This is a genomic window from Martinezella lusitana, assembly GCF_010668395.1.
In the GTDB taxonomy this organism is placed as follows: domain Bacteria; phylum Pseudomonadota; class Alphaproteobacteria; order Rhizobiales; family Rhizobiaceae; genus Rhizobium; species Rhizobium lusitanum_A.
Window position 1 is genome coordinate 247,824 of the sequence record NZ_WUEY01000007.1, and the last position, 16,321, is coordinate 264,144.

The 16,321-nt window shown below is 61.5% G+C and carries 16 protein-coding genes; 7 read left to right on the plus strand and 9 right to left on the minus strand.

Features of this window, described 5'->3' with window-relative positions; translation table 11 throughout:
* Positions 1–48 precede the first annotated feature (48 nt).
* Together GR212_RS18230 and glpK are read right to left on the minus strand one after the other, a co-directional pair.
* The gene (locus tag GR212_RS18230; protein WP_163987992.1) at positions 49–858 is read right to left on the minus strand and encodes a membrane-anchored protein; all 810 of its coding nucleotides are present in this window, start codon (positions 856–858) and stop codon (positions 49–51) included.
* Positions 859–1,035: 177 nt separating this feature from the next.
* Positions 1,036–2,538, minus strand: coding sequence for a glycerol kinase GlpK (gene glpK / locus GR212_RS18235; RefSeq protein WP_163987994.1), 1,503 nt, complete (start codon positions 2,536–2,538; stop codon positions 1,036–1,038).
* A gap of 234 nt (positions 2,539–2,772) precedes the next feature.
* On the opposite strand from glpK, the gene GR212_RS18240 reads away from it, so the two are divergent.
* The 3 genes from GR212_RS18240 to xdhB all read left to right on the plus strand — a co-directional run bounded on the left by GR212_RS18240 (position 2,773) and on the right by xdhB (position 7,651).
* Complete coding sequence (locus GR212_RS18240) at positions 2,773–3,549, plus strand: 3-hydroxybutyrate dehydrogenase (RefSeq protein ID WP_163987996.1); 777 nt, start codon at positions 2,773–2,775, stop codon at positions 3,547–3,549.
* A 62-nt stretch (positions 3,550–3,611) separates the two neighbouring features.
* On the plus strand, positions 3,612–5,078 hold the full coding sequence (xdhA, locus tag GR212_RS18245) for a xanthine dehydrogenase small subunit (protein WP_163987998.1): 1,467 nt from the start codon (positions 3,612–3,614) through the stop codon (positions 5,076–5,078).
* 233 nt (positions 5,079–5,311) lie between these two features.
* Positions 5,312–7,651 carry a xanthine dehydrogenase molybdopterin binding subunit gene (gene xdhB, locus GR212_RS18250; RefSeq protein ID WP_163988001.1) on the plus strand — a complete coding sequence of 780 codons (2,340 nt, stop codon included), beginning with the start codon at positions 5,312–5,314 and terminating at the stop codon, positions 7,649–7,651.
* 347 nt (positions 7,652–7,998) lie between these two features.
* On the opposite strand, the gene GR212_RS18255 is transcribed toward xdhB, so the two are convergent.
* Positions 7,999–8,202 (minus strand): hypothetical protein, encoded by a 204-nt coding sequence (locus GR212_RS18255; protein WP_163988003.1) that lies wholly within the window; start codon positions 8,200–8,202, stop codon positions 7,999–8,001.
* A 102-nt stretch (positions 8,203–8,304) separates the two neighbouring features.
* Between GR212_RS18255 and GR212_RS18260 the strand changes: the two genes are divergently transcribed.
* Entirely contained in the window at positions 8,305–9,201 is an 897-nt protein-coding gene (locus tag GR212_RS18260) for a LysR substrate-binding domain-containing protein (protein WP_163988005.1), read from the plus strand.
* Positions 9,202–9,296: 95 nt separating this feature from the next.
* Here the strand turns inward: GR212_RS18260 and GR212_RS18265 are convergent, their stop codons facing one another.
* Positions 9,297–9,629, minus strand: a complete 333-nt coding sequence (locus tag GR212_RS18265) for a hypothetical protein (protein ID WP_163988007.1) — start codon at positions 9,627–9,629, stop codon at positions 9,297–9,299.
* A 213-nt stretch (positions 9,630–9,842) separates the two neighbouring features.
* On the opposite strand from GR212_RS18265, the gene puuD reads away from it, so the two are divergent.
* The 3 genes from puuD to GR212_RS18280 are packed head-to-tail and all read left to right on the plus strand — an operon-like array spanning position 9,843 to position 13,572.
* Positions 9,843–11,081, plus strand: a complete 1,239-nt coding sequence (gene puuD / locus GR212_RS18270; RefSeq protein ID WP_163988009.1) for a urate hydroxylase PuuD — start codon at positions 9,843–9,845, stop codon at positions 11,079–11,081.
* Positions 11,078–12,385 carry a guanine deaminase gene (guaD, locus tag GR212_RS18275; protein WP_163988011.1) on the plus strand — a complete coding sequence of 436 codons (1,308 nt, stop codon included), beginning with the start codon at positions 11,078–11,080 and terminating at the stop codon, positions 12,383–12,385. Before puuD ends, guaD begins: the two co-directional genes overlap by 4 nt.
* A 47-nt stretch (positions 12,386–12,432) precedes the next feature.
* Positions 12,433–13,572, plus strand: coding sequence for an alpha-hydroxy acid oxidase (locus GR212_RS18280; RefSeq protein WP_163988013.1), 1,140 nt, complete (start codon positions 12,433–12,435; stop codon positions 13,570–13,572).
* A 49-nt stretch (positions 13,573–13,621) separates the two neighbouring features.
* Here the strand turns inward: GR212_RS18280 and GR212_RS18285 are convergent, their stop codons facing one another.
* From GR212_RS18285 to uraD, 5 genes are all read right to left on the minus strand, one after another.
* Positions 13,622–14,362, minus strand: a complete 741-nt coding sequence (locus GR212_RS18285; RefSeq protein WP_163988015.1) for a metallophosphoesterase family protein — start codon at positions 14,360–14,362, stop codon at positions 13,622–13,624.
* Between the two features lie 3 nt (positions 14,363–14,365).
* Entirely contained in the window at positions 14,366–14,722 is a 357-nt protein-coding gene (gene uraH, locus GR212_RS18290; RefSeq protein WP_163988017.1) for a hydroxyisourate hydrolase, read from the minus strand.
* Positions 14,719–15,219, minus strand: coding sequence for an ureidoglycolate lyase (locus tag GR212_RS18295; protein WP_163988018.1), 501 nt, complete (start codon positions 15,217–15,219; stop codon positions 14,719–14,721). Before GR212_RS18295 ends, uraH begins: the two co-directional genes overlap by 4 nt.
* A 7-nt stretch (positions 15,220–15,226) precedes the next feature.
* Entirely contained in the window at positions 15,227–15,589 is a 363-nt protein-coding gene (locus GR212_RS18300) for a HepT-like ribonuclease domain-containing protein (RefSeq protein ID WP_163988020.1), read from the minus strand.
* A 234-nt stretch (positions 15,590–15,823) separates the two neighbouring features.
* Positions 15,824–16,321, minus strand: a complete 498-nt coding sequence (gene uraD / locus GR212_RS18305) for a 2-oxo-4-hydroxy-4-carboxy-5-ureidoimidazoline decarboxylase (protein ID WP_163988022.1) — start codon at positions 16,319–16,321, stop codon at positions 15,824–15,826.

The following is a 16,321-nucleotide window of genomic DNA, read 5'->3' on the forward strand; positions in this document are numbered from 1 at the left end:
CATGAAACCATGACATTCGTCAGCCGCCAACCCACGGCTGGCGAGCCTTTAACTCAAGAATGAATTGACGACCGCGGTCTTTGTCGAGGCGGGCCGCCTGGCTTTGGCATCGGACGCAGGCGTCCGGCCGGCCTTCGCCTTTCCTGTCCATAACGGCAGGCCGATGGATTGCGATACTTCCGGATCCGCAGTGAACACCGGATAGCCGCGCTCGATCAGCCGCTCGAGAATTTCGCGGTCCTTGCGGACATGCGATCGGGCAAGATTTTCCCTGTTGTAGACATGGCCGCCGGAATCGGGGTTGATGCCGGTGATAATCACTTCGGTCGCGCCGTTATAGAGCGCAAAGAGCACGGCGTTGATGCCGTTGGAGCATTTGTCGTCGGCTCCGATCTCGCTGCACTTCACGCCGCCGACCCGGTCCAGAAGCGCCATGCGCCGGTAACGATCGACGATCTCGAGCTTGTCGTAACGGTAGTTGAATGCCTCCAGCCCGTCTTGGAGCCGTTGAAACTCTTTCCGCCACAGGAGCACATAAAGCATTCTCGCCCGCTCGCCGTTCAGGACGCGGCGCACCTCGACGGCGTTGGTGTTCGTTCCTTCGATCTGGTTGAATTGAAGGAGGGTGACGTCAGGCGCCTCTATCCCCCATCCCTTCGTCACCACCTGCGATCCGTTGATGGTGATAACCCGAAAGGTGCCGTCATAACCCACCGGCTTGTGCGATATCGGCGCCGATCCGACTACGACAACCGGTCCATTGAACCGCTCGGCCAGCACCGGCGGCTCCGGTCGGGTTAGACGATACTTGATCCGCCTATAGATATGTTTCTTCAGTTCTTTCAGTCGAGCAGCCATTACACGCTTTGTCGTCTCTCAGAAGGTTCCCGTTCCCTGGGGAATCGATCCCGCGAAGTGCGATTCGGAATCGACTCCCGAACCACGGACGACATGAGTATCGCTGTGTTTTCTTATATAAGCAAAATAAAGAAATCTTACACGATATAACCTATGGTGAGCATCGACACCGCGCCGTCACCCCTGCCGTGTACTCAAAGTGCGCGAAACCGCGTTCCTCCACCCCTTGAGTTTGGCTTTTCGTGTCCTGTCGTCCATAACGGGCTCGAAGCGGCGATCGCGCGCCCAGGCCTTGGCAAAACCGGCGCGATCCGGCCAGACGCCGGCACGACTGCCCGCCAGCCAGGCGGCGCCGAGGGCGGTCGTTTCGAGAATGGTCGGCCGATCGACGGGTGCGTCCAACAAGTCGGCAAGCCGCTGCATCGTCCAGTCCGAGGCGACCATGCCGCCGTCGACGCGCAGGACCGTATCCCGCCCGCTGCCGTTGCGCCAATCCTTGTGCATGGCATCGAGCAGATCGCGCGACTGGTAGCAGACGGCCTCGAGCGCTGCCCGGACGATTTCCGCGGGGCCGGTGTTGCGCGTGAGGCCGAAGATTGCGCCTCGGGCATCCGGGTCCCAGTGGGGAGCGCCGAGACCGGTGAAGGCCGGCACGAGATAAACCTCCTGCAATGGATCGGCCTTGGCCGCCAGGTCTCCGGAATCGGAGGCGCGCTGGATCGTCTTCAAGCCGTCGCGCAGCCATTGCACGGCGGCTCCCGCGATGAAGATCGATCCCTCAAGCGCATAGGTCGTCTCGCCGTTCAGCCGGTAGGCGATGGTGGTCAGCAGGCGGTTCCTGGAGCGCACCATGTCCGTGCCGGTGTTCAGCAGCGCGAAGCAGCCAGTGCCATAGGTGGATTTCATCATGCCGCGCTCGAAGCAGGCCTGGCCGATCGTCGCTGCCTGCTGATCGCCGGCAACGCCGAGAATCGGGATTTCGGCACCGAAGAGCGAAGCGTCCGTCACGCCGAAATCGGCGGCGCAATCCTTCACCTCGGGCAGCATCGCCGAGGGAATGCGCAGGATGTCCAGCAGCTCCTCGTCCCATTCGTTGGTGCCGATATTGTACATCAGCGTCCGCGAAGCGTTGGTGGCGTCGGTGACGAAGCTTTTGCCCCCCGTCAGCCGCCAGATGAGGAAGGTATCGATGGTCCCGAAGCAGAGCTCGCCCTTGGCAGCGCGCACGCGCGCACCCTTCACATTGGTCAGCAACCAGGAAAGTTTGGTGCCGGAGAAATAGGGATCGAGCAGCAGACCGGTGCGGCCGGTGAACAGCTTCTCCAGGCCCTGACGTTTCAGCTTCTCGCAATAGCTTGCCGTGCGGCGATCCTGCCAGACGATGGCGTTGTGAATCGGCTTTCCCGTGTCGCGATCCCAGGCGACGACGGTCTCGCGCTGGTTGGTGATGCCGAGCGCGGCTATCTCCTTGGCAGTAATGCCGGCGGCCTCGATGGCCTTGCGGACGGTCAAGACAACGGACGACCAGATTTCCTCCGGATCGTGCTCGACCCAGCCAGGCTTGGGATAGTGCTGGGTGAACTCCTTCTGCCCGACGCCGGCAACCTTCATCTTGCCGTCGAAAACGATAGCCCGCGTCGATGTGGTTCCCTGATCGATCGCCAAGACATATCCGCTCATGCATTCCTCCCGCGTATTGCATCCCGAAACAACAGATACGCGAGCAAAACGAATGTGAAAAGAAAGCAAAACGAAATTTTTCGCTGAAAGATGCGCTTTCTTGTTCATCGTATCGCGGAGCAAGGTGCTGCTGAAGGAACCGGCTGCAATGCGATTGCCATATCCGGGCGTTTGGGACTAGGCTCGGAGCGTTTTGCACTGCAGCAGAAAGCTGCGCTGTCCAAGGAGAAGATCATGGCAAGAACAGTTGTCGTCACCGGTTCCACGAGCGGTATCGGCCTCGCCATCGCGACCGCCTTCGCCGCCAAGGGCGATAACGTCGTCATCAACGGTTTCGGAAAGCCCGAAGAGATCGACGCCATCAAGGCCAAGCTCGAAGCCTCCGGCGGCGGCAAGGTGATCTATCATCCGGCCGACATGACGAAGCCCGCCGAGATCGCCGACCTGATCGCGACCGCCAATTCCACCTTCGGCAGCGTCGATGTCCTGGTCAACAATGCCGGCATTCAGCATGTCGAGAAGATCGAGGATTTCCCGATCGAGAAGTGGGACCAGATCATCGCGATCAACCTCTCCAGTTCCTTCCACACCATCCGCGCCGCCATCCCGCTGATGAAAGCCAGGAAATACGGCCGCATCATCAATATCGCCTCGGCGCACGGCCTGGTCGCCTCTCCCTTCAAATCCGCCTATGTCGCCGCAAAGCATGGTATATTGGGCCTGACCAAGACGGCAGCGCTCGAGCTTGCCGAATTCGGCGTCACGGTGAATGCCATTTGCCCCGGCTACGTCCTGACCCCGCTCGTCGAAAAGCAGATCCCGGATACGGCCAAGGCCCGCGGCATGACCGAGGAGCAGGTGAAGAACGAAGTCATTCTCAAGGCCCAGCCCACGCACGAATTCGTCAAGGCCGAGGAGATCGGCGCCCTGTCGCTCTATCTCGCCAGCGACGAGGCGCGTCAGGTGACCGGCACACACGTCTCGATTGACGGTGGCTGGACCGCGGAATAACCATATACGGTTAGGGCCGGGTTCATATCCGGCCCGACCAACAGATAATAAACGGGAACGACATGAGCGACAGCATCCGCTTTATCCTCAACGGCGAGGATATTACGCTATCAAGTCTGCGCCCCACCGAGACGCTGCTCGACTTCCTGCGTCTCAAGCGGCGGCTGACGGGAACGAAGGAAGGATGCGCGGAAGGCGACTGCGGCGCCTGCACGGTGCTTGTGGGACGGCTGATCGACGGCGGGCTGCACTATGAGTCGGTCAATGCCTGCATCCGCTTCGTCGGCTCTCTGCATGCAACCCACGTCGTTACCGTCGAACATCTGGCAGCGCAGAACGGCACCCTGCATCCGGTGCAGCAGGCCATGGTCGATTGCCACGGTTCGCAATGCGGCTTCTGCACGCCGGGCTTCATCATGTCGCTCTACGGCCTCTGGCTTTCGACGGAAAACCCAAGCCGGGCGCAGATCGAAAAGTCGCTTCAGGGCAATCTCTGTCGATGCACGGGCTACGAGCCGATCGTCAAGGCGGCCGAGCAGGTCAGCCAGAAGCGGCCGAGCGCGCTCTTCGACCCGCTCGAAAGGACAAGAGCGGATATCATCGCCCGCCTCTGGGCGATGCAGGGCGGCGACACGATCACCATTACCGAAGGCGAGGATCGCCTGATCGTGCCGGGTTCCGTCTCCGCCTTGGCCCAGGTGCTCGCCGACGAGCCGAAGGCGACCGTCGTCGCCGGCTCGACCGATGTCGGCCTGTGGGTGACGAAGCAGATGCGCCGGCTCAATCCGGTCGTCTTCATCAACCATCTGGCCGATCTGCAGAAAATCTCCGTGGAAGACGATGGGCTGAGCATCGGCGCCGGTGTCACCTACAGCCGCGCCTTTGCGGCCATCAGCGAAAAGATTCCTGCGTTTGCCGGCCTTATCAACCGCATCGGCGGCGAGCAGGTGCGCAACATGGGCACCATCGGCGGCAACATCGCCAACGGCTCGCCGATCGGCGATAGCCCTCCGCCACTGATCGCGCTCGGCGCAACGGTGAGGCTTCGCTCGACGGCAGGCACCCGCAGCCTGCTGCTGGAAGATTTCTTCATCGATTACGGCAAGCAGGATCGCCATCCCGGCGAGTTCGTGGAAGGAATCTTTGTCCCCTACCCGGCCGTCGATACGCATTTCGCCGTGTACAAGATTTCCAAGCGCCGCGACGAGGATATCTCGGCCGCCTGTGGCGCTTTCCTCCTGGCGCTGGACGATGCCGGCAATGTTGCCGATATCCGCATCGCCTTCGGCGGCATGGCCGCAACGCCGAAGCGCGCCCGCACGGTCGAGGCCGAGTTGATCGGCAAGCCCTGGACGGAGGCGACGGTCACCGCCGCACGCAATGCCTTCGACGCCGACTACAAGCCGCTGACCGACTGGCGTGCCACGGCCGAATACCGCCAGCTGACGGCAAAGAACCTGCTGATCCGCTTCTATCTGGAAACGGTCGGGGCGCCGCAGGAATTGAAGCGCTTCGAGGTGCTGGCATGATGACGGCGACGGTATATGCCGCATTGCCCCTCACCCTAGCCCTCTCTCCGTTGGAACGGGGAGAGGGAACGACCTCTGTACCCTCGCCAGTTGATGGGCTGGAAGGAAGGCTGCGAGGTCGCCTATCTCCTTCTCCCCGTCAAAACGGGGAGAAGGTGCCCGACAGGGCGGATGAGGGGCTACTCACGATCGGTCTTGCCATCGGGAACATTCTCGCAGAAGGAGGACGATAAATGGATAAATCCACCTTCGAAGAGCGCAAGGTCGTCATCAACGGCTCCATGCACGGCTCGCTGCGGCATGATTCCGCGCACAAGCATGTCACCGGCACGGCCGATTATATCGACGATATTCCCGAACCCGCCGGCCTCTTGCACGGCGCGCTCGGCCTTTCCGACCGTGCCCATGCCGAGATCGCCGGCATCGATCTTTCGGCCGTCAGGGCCTACCCCGGCGTCGTCTGGGTATTCACCGGCGCCGACGTTCCCGGCGTCAACGATACCAGTTCCAACGGCATGCACGACGAACCGCTGCTCGCCGAAACCAAGGCCGAGTTTCACGGCCAGCCGATTTTCGCCGTCATCGCCGAAACACGCGATGCGGCCCGTCGTGCCGCTCGCCTCGCCAAGATCGACTATCGCGACCTGCCGCATTGGAGCGATATCGACGGCGCGCTCGCCAATGGTGGGCCGCTCGTCTACGAGCCGATGACGCTGAAGCGCGGCGAACCTGAAACCGAGATGGCAAATGCCAAGCATCGCATCAAGGCGCAGATGCGCATCGGCGGCCAGGAGCATTTCTACCTCGAGAGCCATATCGCCATGGCGATCCCCGGCGAAGACGACGAAGTCGCCGTCTGGTCGTCCACCCAGCATCCGAGCGAAATCCAGCACATCGTCGGCCATGTGCTGGGTATTCCGTCCAACGCCGTGACCGTCAACGTGCGCCGCATGGGCGGCGGCTTCGGCGGCAAGGAAACGCAGGGCAACCAGTTTGCCGCACTCGCCGCCGTCGCCGCCAAGAAGCTCGGCCGCGCCGTCAAATTCCGGCCCGACCGCGACGAGGACATGAGCGCCACGGGCAAGCGCCATGATTTCCTGGTGGATTACGAGGTCGGCTTCGATGATGACGGCCGCATCCACGCCGTCGATGCCACCTATGCCGCCCGCTGCGGTTTCTCCTCCGATCTTTCCGGGCCAGTCACCGACCGCGCGCTGTTCCACGCCGATTCGAGCTATTTCTATCCGCATGTGCATCTGGTTTCGAAACCGCTGAAGACGCATACCGTCTCCAACACCGCCTTCCGCGGCTTCGGCGGCCCGCAAGGGATGGTTGGCGGCGAACGCATGATCGAGGAAATCGCCTATGCGCTCGGCAAGGACCCGCTCGAAATCCGCCGCGCCAATTTCTACGGCCAGCCGGGCTCCGGCCGGACCCTGACGCCCTATCACCAGGAAGTCACCGACAACATCATCAACCGCATCGTCGACGAGCTGGAACAAACCTCCGACTATCAGGCGCGACGCAAGGCCATCATCGAGTTCAACCGCTCCAGCCGCTTCATCCGCAAGGGGATCGCGCTGACGCCGGTGAAATTCGGCATCTCCTTCACCATGACCGCCTTCAACCAGGCGGGCGCGCTGGTGCATGTCTATCAGGACGGCTCCATCCACCTCAATCATGGCGGCACCGAAATGGGCCAGGGCCTCTATACGAAAGTGGCGCAGGTCCTGGCCGACAGTTTCCAGGTCGATATCGACCGTGTGAAGATCACCGCGACGACGACCGGCAAGGTGCCGAATACGTCGGCGACGGCGGCTTCCTCCGGCTCCGATCTGAACGGCATGGCGGCCTTCGATGCCGGCCGGCAGATCAAGGAGCGGCTTGTCGCCTTCGCGGTCGAAAAATGGGGCGTCGGCGCCGAGGAAGTGCAGTTCCTGCCCAACCGCGTGCGTGTGGGCGACACCGAAATCCCCTTCCCGGATTTCATCAAACAGGCCTACTTCGCCCGCGTCCAGCTTTCCGCCGCCGGCTTCTACAAGACGCCGAAGATCCATTGGGATCGCAAGGCAGGCCGCGGAACGCCCTTCTACTACTTCTCCTATGGAGCGGCCTGCTCGGAAGTGTCGATCGACACGCTGACCGGCGAATATCTGATCGACCGGGCCGATATCCTCCACGATGTCGGCCGCTCCCTCAATCCGGCGATCGATATCGGCCAGGTCGAGGGCGCCTTCGTGCAGGGCATGGGCTGGCTGACGACCGAAGAACTCTGGTGGGATGCCAAGGGCCGGCTGCGCACCCATGCGCCGTCCACCTACAAGATCCCGCTCGCCTCGGACCGGCCGAAGATCTTCAACGTCCGTCTCGCCGAATGGTCGGAAAATACCGAGGCCACCGTCGGCCGCTCCAAGGCCGTCGGCGAGCCGCCTTTCATGCTGCCCATCTCGGTGCTTGAAGCATTGTCGATGGCCGTCGCCAGCATCGCGGACTATCGCGTCTGCCCACGCCTCGATGCTCCGGCAACACCGGAGCGGGTGCTGATGGCAGTCGAGCGGTTGAAGGGGATGTGATGTCCTTTGGGACGCAAAGTTTGCTGTGATGCTGCAAGTAAAGGAGTTTGAGGCCGAACTGGAGGTTTGGGTATGCGGCAGTATACCCCCCTCTGTCAGCTTCGCTGACATCTCCCCCACAAGGGGGGAGATTGGTAGCCTGTAGCCTTCTCGACGCGTATCAAGCGCACCAGGCATCTGTGGAAACAATGTCGCGATACTCCGCAAGGCGGGCGCAGCAAACTCCTAACGATCTCCCCCCTTGTTGGGGAGATGTCACGAAGTGACAGAGGGGGGTGCACACTCTCCACTCATCATAATAGTCTCAACCAGATACCTTTCATCGAGCCTTAGGCGATCCTCGCCGCCTATGGCAGCCGCTTGTCGTCATAATGCGGCTCACGCCCATCGAGAAATCCAAGGTCGCGCTTCAAGCGGTCCGGCATCTCGTCGAGATCCAGATGCGGGGACGGTTCGCCATGCGCCAGGAAGACCTGCGCCAGCGATTCCAAAAAACGCGCCAAGAGCCTGGGCTTGGCTGCATCCACCGGTTCCATGACATAGCAATCCATGACGACACCTCAATCAAATCCGTGATATGGATTGCAGTTTGTCGCGAATAATGCTGGAATTCCAATCGAACTATCGTCTGAACGCATAAAGAGAACTTATCCATGAAGCTGTCGAAACGCTTCCCGCTGAATGCGCTCCGTGTCTTCGAAGCAGCGGCCCGGCTCGGCAGTTTCACGCGCGCCGGCGAAGAGCTGGGCATGACGCAGACGGCGGTCAGCTATCAGATCAAGCTGCTGGAGGAGATGACCGGCGAGCCGCTCTTCCTGCGCCGGCCGAGGCAGATCCTGCTGACCGAGGCGGGCGAACAGCTGGCTCCGAAAGTCGCCGAAGCCTTTGCCATGCTGCAGGAGGCCATGGCCTCGCTCAGCGGCGACGCCGAGACCACGCTTCATATCCATTCCACCCCAACCTTCGCATCCCAATGGCTGGCACGGCATATCGGCACGTTTCAACTCAAACATCCGAAGATCGCCGTTCGCCTCGCCACATCCGGCTCGATCATCGACTTTGCCCGGGAACCATCCGACATCGCCATCCGCGCCGGGCGCGGAGCATGGCCGGGACTGCGCGCCCACCTGCTGATGAAGATGCATTTCACGCCCATGCTGAGCCCGGCCCTGGCCGCGACCATCGGCGGCGTGCACGAGCCGGCCGACCTCCTCAAGCTGCGCATCATCGATGCGGGCGATCCATGGTGGGTTCAATGGTTCCAGGAGGCCGGCGTTCCCGACCCCGGTCTTCAGGGCAGACCGCGCAGCCGGCTCGGGGCACAGTCCTTCGAAGCAAGCGCCGCCATAGCGGGCCAGGGTGTCGCCGTTCTCACTCCCGAATTCTATGCCGACGACCTGGCATCCGGCCGGCTGATTCAACCTTTCGATCTTCTCTCGACCGATGGCGCCGACTACTGGATCGCCTATCCGGAAAACAGGCGCCATACCCCGCGGATCCGCGCGTTCAAGGACTGGATCCTCGGCGAATTCGGCATGCCGCGCGACTAACGCAGCTCAAGGGAACGCATACGGCGGTTTCCGTCCCAAACTTGCGTGGAAACAAGGCGATAGGCGATCCGCAGAGCGCTGAGCCACGGCAGCGCTCACTCGGACATGTCGGGCGCATAGAAACAGCGCGGCGTATTCTCGTCCGGAAACAGGCAGAGGTGATAGGCTCCGTCGGGCGAACGCATCGTCTTGCCCTGCGGCAGGGTGAAGATATGCGCGTGCGTTATATAGCGGTGATCGCCGGGATTGAGCGTCACCCGATAACCGCCCGGTACGATGGTGACCGTGCGCGAGGGGATCATCTCGCAATCGCCGGTCTCGCTGTCGCCGTTGCAGCAATAGGGATCGTAGGACCAGCCGGAGGGCGCATCATGCGCCAGAGCAGAACTTGCAAAAAGAAGAAAGACGAACGCCAGAACACCACGCATGGGCAATTCTCCGTCGAAAAATGGACGGCTGCCGCGGACATGGCCCGCTCCAAGCAGCCGAGAGCGTTTTATTAAAAACCGCCATAATCTGATCTAATGCGATCCGGACGCTCGGCAAGACCGCGGCTTTTTACCGACACATCAAACACCCCTCTTCCATCCGCTCCCAACATTCTGCAAGGTACGGAGTCGGAAGAAGAAAAGGGGAACTGAATGTATGAATACGCCATAGCGTGGGAGTGGCTTGCCTTTGCGGCACGCTGGTTCCACGTCATTACCGCCATTGCCTGGATCGGTTCGTCCTTCTACTTCATCGCGCTCGATCTCGGACTGGTGAAGCGACCCCATCTTCCGCCCGGCGCCTATGGCGAGGAATGGCAGGTCCACGGCGGCGGCTTCTATCATATCCAGAAATATCTCGTCGCCCCCGCGCAGATGCCGGAGCATCTGACCTGGTTCAAATACGAGAGCTATTTCACCTGGCTTTCCGGCTTCCTGATGCTGTGCATCGTCTATTACGGCGGCGCCAACCTCTTTCTCATCGACCGGCATGTGCTCGATGTCAGCGTCCCCGTCGCCATCCTGATTTCGCTGGCCTCGCTCGCCGGCGGCTGGATCGTCTACGACCTGCTGTGCAAATCGCCGCTCGGCAACAACACCTGGGGCCTGATGGTGGTGCTTTACGCCGTGCTGGTCTTCATGGCCTGGGGCTACACGCATCTCTTCACCGGCCGCGCCGCCTTCCTGCATCTCGGCGCCTTCACCGCGACGATCATGTCGGCCAACGTCTTCATGATTATCATTCCCAACCAGAAAGTCGTCGTCGCCGACCTCATCGCCGGCCGCACGCCCGACCCGAAATATGGCCGCATCGCCAAGCAGCGCTCGCTGCACAACAACTACCTGACGCTGCCCGTCATCTTCTTCATGCTGTCGAACCATTACCCGCTGGCCTTTGGCACGGCCTACAATTGGATCATCGCCTCGCTGGTCTTCCTGATGGGTGTCACCATCCGCCATTGGTTCAACACGACGCATGCCCGCAAGGGCCGCCCGACCTGGACCTGGATCGTCACGCTCGTCATCTTCATCGTCATCATGTGGCTTTCCACCGTGCCGAAGGTGCTGACCGGCGAGAAGGATGCCAATGCGGTCGCGCCCGCCTTCCAGCAATTCGCCTCGGACGCGCATTTCCCGGCCGTCAAGCAGATGGTGTCGACGCGCTGTTCCATGTGCCATGCCGCCGAGCCCGTCTATGAGGGGATTGTCCGGCCACCGAAGGACGTGATGCTGGAAAACGACGCGGAAATCGCTATGCATGCCCGGGAGATCTATATCCAGGCCGGCCGCAGCCATGCCATGCCCCCCGGCAACGTCACCGAGGTGACGCCCGAGGAACGCAAGTTGCTGGTCGCCTGGTTCGAAAGCTCCATCGGAGAAAAGAGCCAATGACCACCCTTCTGCGCGGCCGCCTGCTTTCCTTCAAGCGCCTGCCGCAAAGCCTTCATGATACGGAGAGCTACGCCTACGAAAGCGATGGCGGCCTGCTGATTGCGGACGGCACGATCGTCGCGACCGGCCCCTATGCCGAGATCAAGGCGCGGGCACCGGACGACGTGATCGAAATCGACCATCGCCCGCATCTGATCCTTCCGGGCTTCATCGACATGCACCTGCATTTCCCGCAGATGCAGGTGATCGCCTCCTACGCCGCCAACCTGCTGGAATGGCTGAACACCTATACGTTCCCCGAGGAATGCCGTTTCGTCGAAAGCGCGCATGCGGAACGTATCGCCACCCATTTCTATGACGAACTGATCCGCCACGGCACGACGACGGCCGTCGCCTACTGTTCGGTGCACAAGACCTCCGCCGACGCCTATTTCGCCGAGGCCATGCGGCGCAACATGCGCATGGTCGGCGGCAAGGTGATGATGGACCGCAATGCGCCGCAAGGGCTGCTCGACACGCCCGAGATGGGCTATGACGAGACCCGCCAGGTCATAGCCGACTGGCACGGCAAGGGCCGCAATCACGTCGCCATCACGCCGCGCTTCGCCATCACCTCGACGCCGGCGCAGATGGAGGCGACCGCAGCCCTCGCCCGCGAGTTTCCGGACCTGCACATCCAGACGCATCTTTCCGAGAACCACGACGAGATCAAGTTCACCTGCGAGCTCTATCCTGACGCGATCGACTATACCGATATCTATGCCCATTACGGCCTGCTCGGCCCGAAAAGCCTGTTCGGCCATGCGATACACCTCTCCGAGCGCGAAGCCGACGCGATGAGCGAGGCAGGCGCGGTCGCGGTGCATTGCCCGACCTCCAATCTGTTCCTCGGCTCCGGCCTCTTTCCGCTGAAGGCGCTGGCGCGCCGCGAGAAGCCCGTCCGCATCGGCGTGGCCACCGATATCGGCGGCGGCTCCAGCTATTCCATGCTGCGCACCATGGACGAGGCCTACAAGATCCAGCAGCTCCTGGGCGAACGTCTGAACCCGCTGGAAAGCTATTACTACATGACTCGCGGCAACGCCGAATCTCTCTCCCTCGTCGACAGGATCGGCACGCTCGACGCCGGCACCGAGGCTGACCTTATCGTCCTCAACGCCGCGGCAACGCCGGCCATGGCACTGAAGATGGAGGTGACGAAGAGCCTCACCGAAGAGTTGTTCCTACTGCAGACCATGGGCGACGATCGCGCCGTCGTCGAAACCTATGTCGCCGGGAAGCCGATGAAATCGACCTTGCAATAAGGCACGCCAACCCCGCCATACGACAACCCTCCAGAAGGCAGACCGCCATGACCGCGCCGCTTACCATCGCCGAACTGAAGACGCTTGCTCAGCGGCGCGTGCCGAAAATGTTCTTCCAATATGCCGATTCCGGTTCGTGGACCGAATCGACCTATCAGGCGAACGAAGCAGATTTTGCCAGAATCAAGCTGCGCCAGCGCGTCCTCGTCGACATGTCCGACCGGTCGCTGGCGACCACAATGGTCGGCCAGAAGGCTTCCATGCCGGTGGCGCTGGCGCCAACCGGCCTTACCGGCATGCAGCACGCCGATGGCGAGATGCTGGCGGCCCGTGCAGCCGAGGAATTCGGTATTCCCTTCACGCTCTCGACGATGAGCATCTGCTCGATCGAGGACATCGCCTCGGTGACGAAGCAGCCCTTCTGGTTCCAGCTTTACGTCATGAAGGACCGCGATTTCGTCCTCAACCTCATCCATCGCGCCAAGGCGGCGAAATGCTCGGCGCTGGTGCTGACGGCCGACCTGCAGATCCTCGGCCAGCGCCACAACGACATCCGCAACGGTCTCTCCGCCCCGCCGAAAATGACGGTGAAAAATCTCTGGCAGATGGCGACCCGGCCGAGCTGGTGCATGGAGATGCTGAAGACCAGGCGCCATTCCTTCGGCAATATCATCGGCCATGCCAAGGATATCTCCGACATGACGACGCTGTCGCACTGGACGCATTCGCAGTTCGACACCAAGCTTTCATGGAACGATGTCAGCTGGATCAAGGAGCAATGGGGCGGCCCGCTGATTATCAAGGGCATTCTTGACGTCGAGGATGCGAAGGCGGCCGTCGATACAGGCGCCGATGCCATCATCGTTTCCAATCATGGCGGCCGGCAGCTCGATGGCGCCCACTCCTCCATCAGCATGCTGCCGCGAATCGTCGATGCCGTCGGCGACAGGATCGAGGTGCATATGGACGGCGGCATTCGCTCTGGCCAGGATGTGCTCAAGGCCGTGGCGCTCGGCGCCAAGGGCACCTTCATCGGCCGCCCCTTCCTTTATGGTCTGGGCGCCATGGGCAAGGAAGGCGTCACTCTCGCTCTGGAGATTATCCGCAAGGAGCTGGATATCTCCATGGCGCTCTGCGGCAAGCGCGATATCAAGGCCGTGGACAGATCGATCCTGGCAGATCTTTAAGGCGCATGTCGTTGCCGCAAGGCAGTTACACGCTTATGCGCGTCATGCTCTAACGTAACCAGCCCGTCGCCAGGCCGCTCGCCCACTCGTCGCGGCCATTCCGCGCCGCGAGCCTCGCCATTTCCATATGATCGTAGGCAACCTGCCGAAAGACCGGCAACCAGGTCTCGCCGGTCTTTTCCAGAATGGCATAGGAGGCAAAGGGGTGGCCGGCCTCCACCTTGTGATGATAGGGCAGATCGTCATCATAGGCCGGACAGCCGACGCTGCCGGGATTGACGATCACGCGGCCATCGGAAAGCCTGACAAGACGCGGAATATGCGTATGCCCGCACAGGATCAGCGGAAAGTCGATGCCGGCGGCCAGCGCTTCGATGTCCTCGATCGGCTTCCGATACACATGACCGTCCGCCGAGACGGATTCCAGCCAATAGACGGTGTCGGCCGTCGGTGTCGCATGGCAAAGATAAGCTGCATTTCGATAGACGGCGCTGAAAGGCAGACCGCGCAGCCAATCGAGATGACGCTCGGCCAATTCCGCATGTGCGGCCTTGTCAGACAGGTGCATCGCCTCCGGCGCCTGTTCGATCAGATACCGGTCGTGATTGCCGCGCACCGTCAGCGCATCCAGTTCCAGCAGCATATCGGCTGTTTTGCCTGCCGTCAGCGGCCCGCTGAAACAATCGCCGAGATTGACGATATCGGTGATGCCATGCCTCCGGATATCCGCAAGCACCGCCTCGAGCGCCAGATGATTGCCGTGAACGTCCGCGATGGCGGCAAAACGCAAGGCTCAGCTCCCGCGATAGGTCGAATAGGCGTAGGGCGAGATCAGCAGGGGCACATGGTAATGCGCCGTCGTATCGGCAATGCCGAAGCGGATCGGCACGAGATCGAGGAAAGCCGGTTCCGGCAGCTCGGCGCCGCTTGCACGCAGATAGTCTCCGGCGCGGAACAGCAGTTCGTAGGTGCCGGCGACGAAGCTATCGCCGACCAGCATGGGGCCGCCGTCCACGCGCCCGTCGGCATTGGTCTTGACCGTCTTCAGGTGCGTGCGGGCATCGCCCTCGATCCTGAAGAGATCGATCGTCAGACCCTCGGCCGGCCTGCCGAGGGCAGTATCGAGCACATGCGTGGTCAATCCGGTCATAACGTCGGCGCTCCGATGATGAAGGGCGTATCGAAGAAATATTCCTCGAGATTGTTTCCCGGCCCGTCGCGATCCACGATGAGGAAGTCGCTCTGCTCGTCGAGCGCCATCAGGGGATAATGCCAGACATTGACCCGATAGTTCACGCCCTGGTCGCCCTGCGCCAGGAAGACCTGCGGCCTGCCGGGTTTGCCGCCTTCGTCCTCGGCGACGACGACGAGAAACGGACGGCCGTTGAGCGGCACGAAACATTGGCTGCCGAAGGGATGGCGCTCCATCATCTCGATCGAGAAAGGAAAGGCCCGCGGTTGGCCGCGAAAGAGGTTCAGGATAACCCGCGCGCCGTCACCAATGGTTTCGGCATTGGATAGCGCATGGAAGCGCTCCGTCGTGCCGCCGTTGATGAACCGCATCGTTGCCGGATCGGCCTCGATCACATCACCGAAGGGCGAGAATGCCGTTTTTGTCAGAGGATGAATGTCTAAATGCTGTGTCATTGATTGATCATTCGCCTTCCGCCCGCCAGTGACGAACGGAGTCCAGTTGCAGGAGCAACTCCGGAAGAGATTTGTGCGCGATATCCCACAGGGCCGTCAACTCGATGTCGAAGTACCCTTGCGTAATCCGATTCCGGAAGTCTCGCATCACATGCCAAGGCAATTCCGGATGGTCAACGACAAACTCCGGATATTCCTCCGCAATACGCGCGGCCGCCTCGCCGATCAGCATGAGATTCATGCCGATGGCGCGCTGCTTCTCGACATTTCCGGAAAACATGGCTTGATCGATTCCCCGAAGGAATTGACCGGCTTCGGATGCAGCCCGCTGCATCCGCTCAAGATGAGTGGTCAGCCGCTCCAGACTCATGCCGGCTTCACTTCATCAACATTGCCCGGCCTCTTCGTGCCGAGCCGCCTTTCGGCCCTACCGGTCTTCCGTCCGCTTCCATCTCTATCCACTGCTTCCATCGCCTCATCGCAGCATCCCTTCAGGCGGATACTAAGCCATGAGCCGACCGAAAAACAGCAGGCAGATTATCTCGAAAAAACTGGGCGGATCCAAGTGCGGGAGCCAGGGCGGCCCGCAGGCCGCGCACCGACATCAGGCTTCGGGAAGCATCGACTGCAGCCGCAGCAGCGCGATCTTTTCGACCTGGGCCGCCGCAGTCGCAAACTCGGTATCCCGGCCATTGCCGATTCGGGTTTCGAAGGCAGCCAGGATATCGGCCTTGCCGAGCCCCTTGACCGCGATGATGAAGGGAAAACCGAACTTGGTCACATAGGCCGCATTGAGTTCGGTAAACCGGGCGTGCTCTTCAGGACTCAGTCGATCGAGGCCTGCTCCGGCCTGCTCCTTGCGGCTGTCTTCCGTCAGCTCGCCGGCAATCGCCAGCCGGCCGGCCAGATCGGGGTGCGCCTGCAGAACGCCAAGCCGCTCCGCCTCGCTGGCGGCACGGAAAACCCGCGCCAGCGCGGCATGCACACCACCGAAGGTCAGAGGCTCGGCGATGGCGCCCGCATCATAGGCGCGCTCGGCGATGAAAGGCGAGTGTTCGAACACACCGCCGAAGCGGCCGACAAAATCGTCCCGCGATATCAT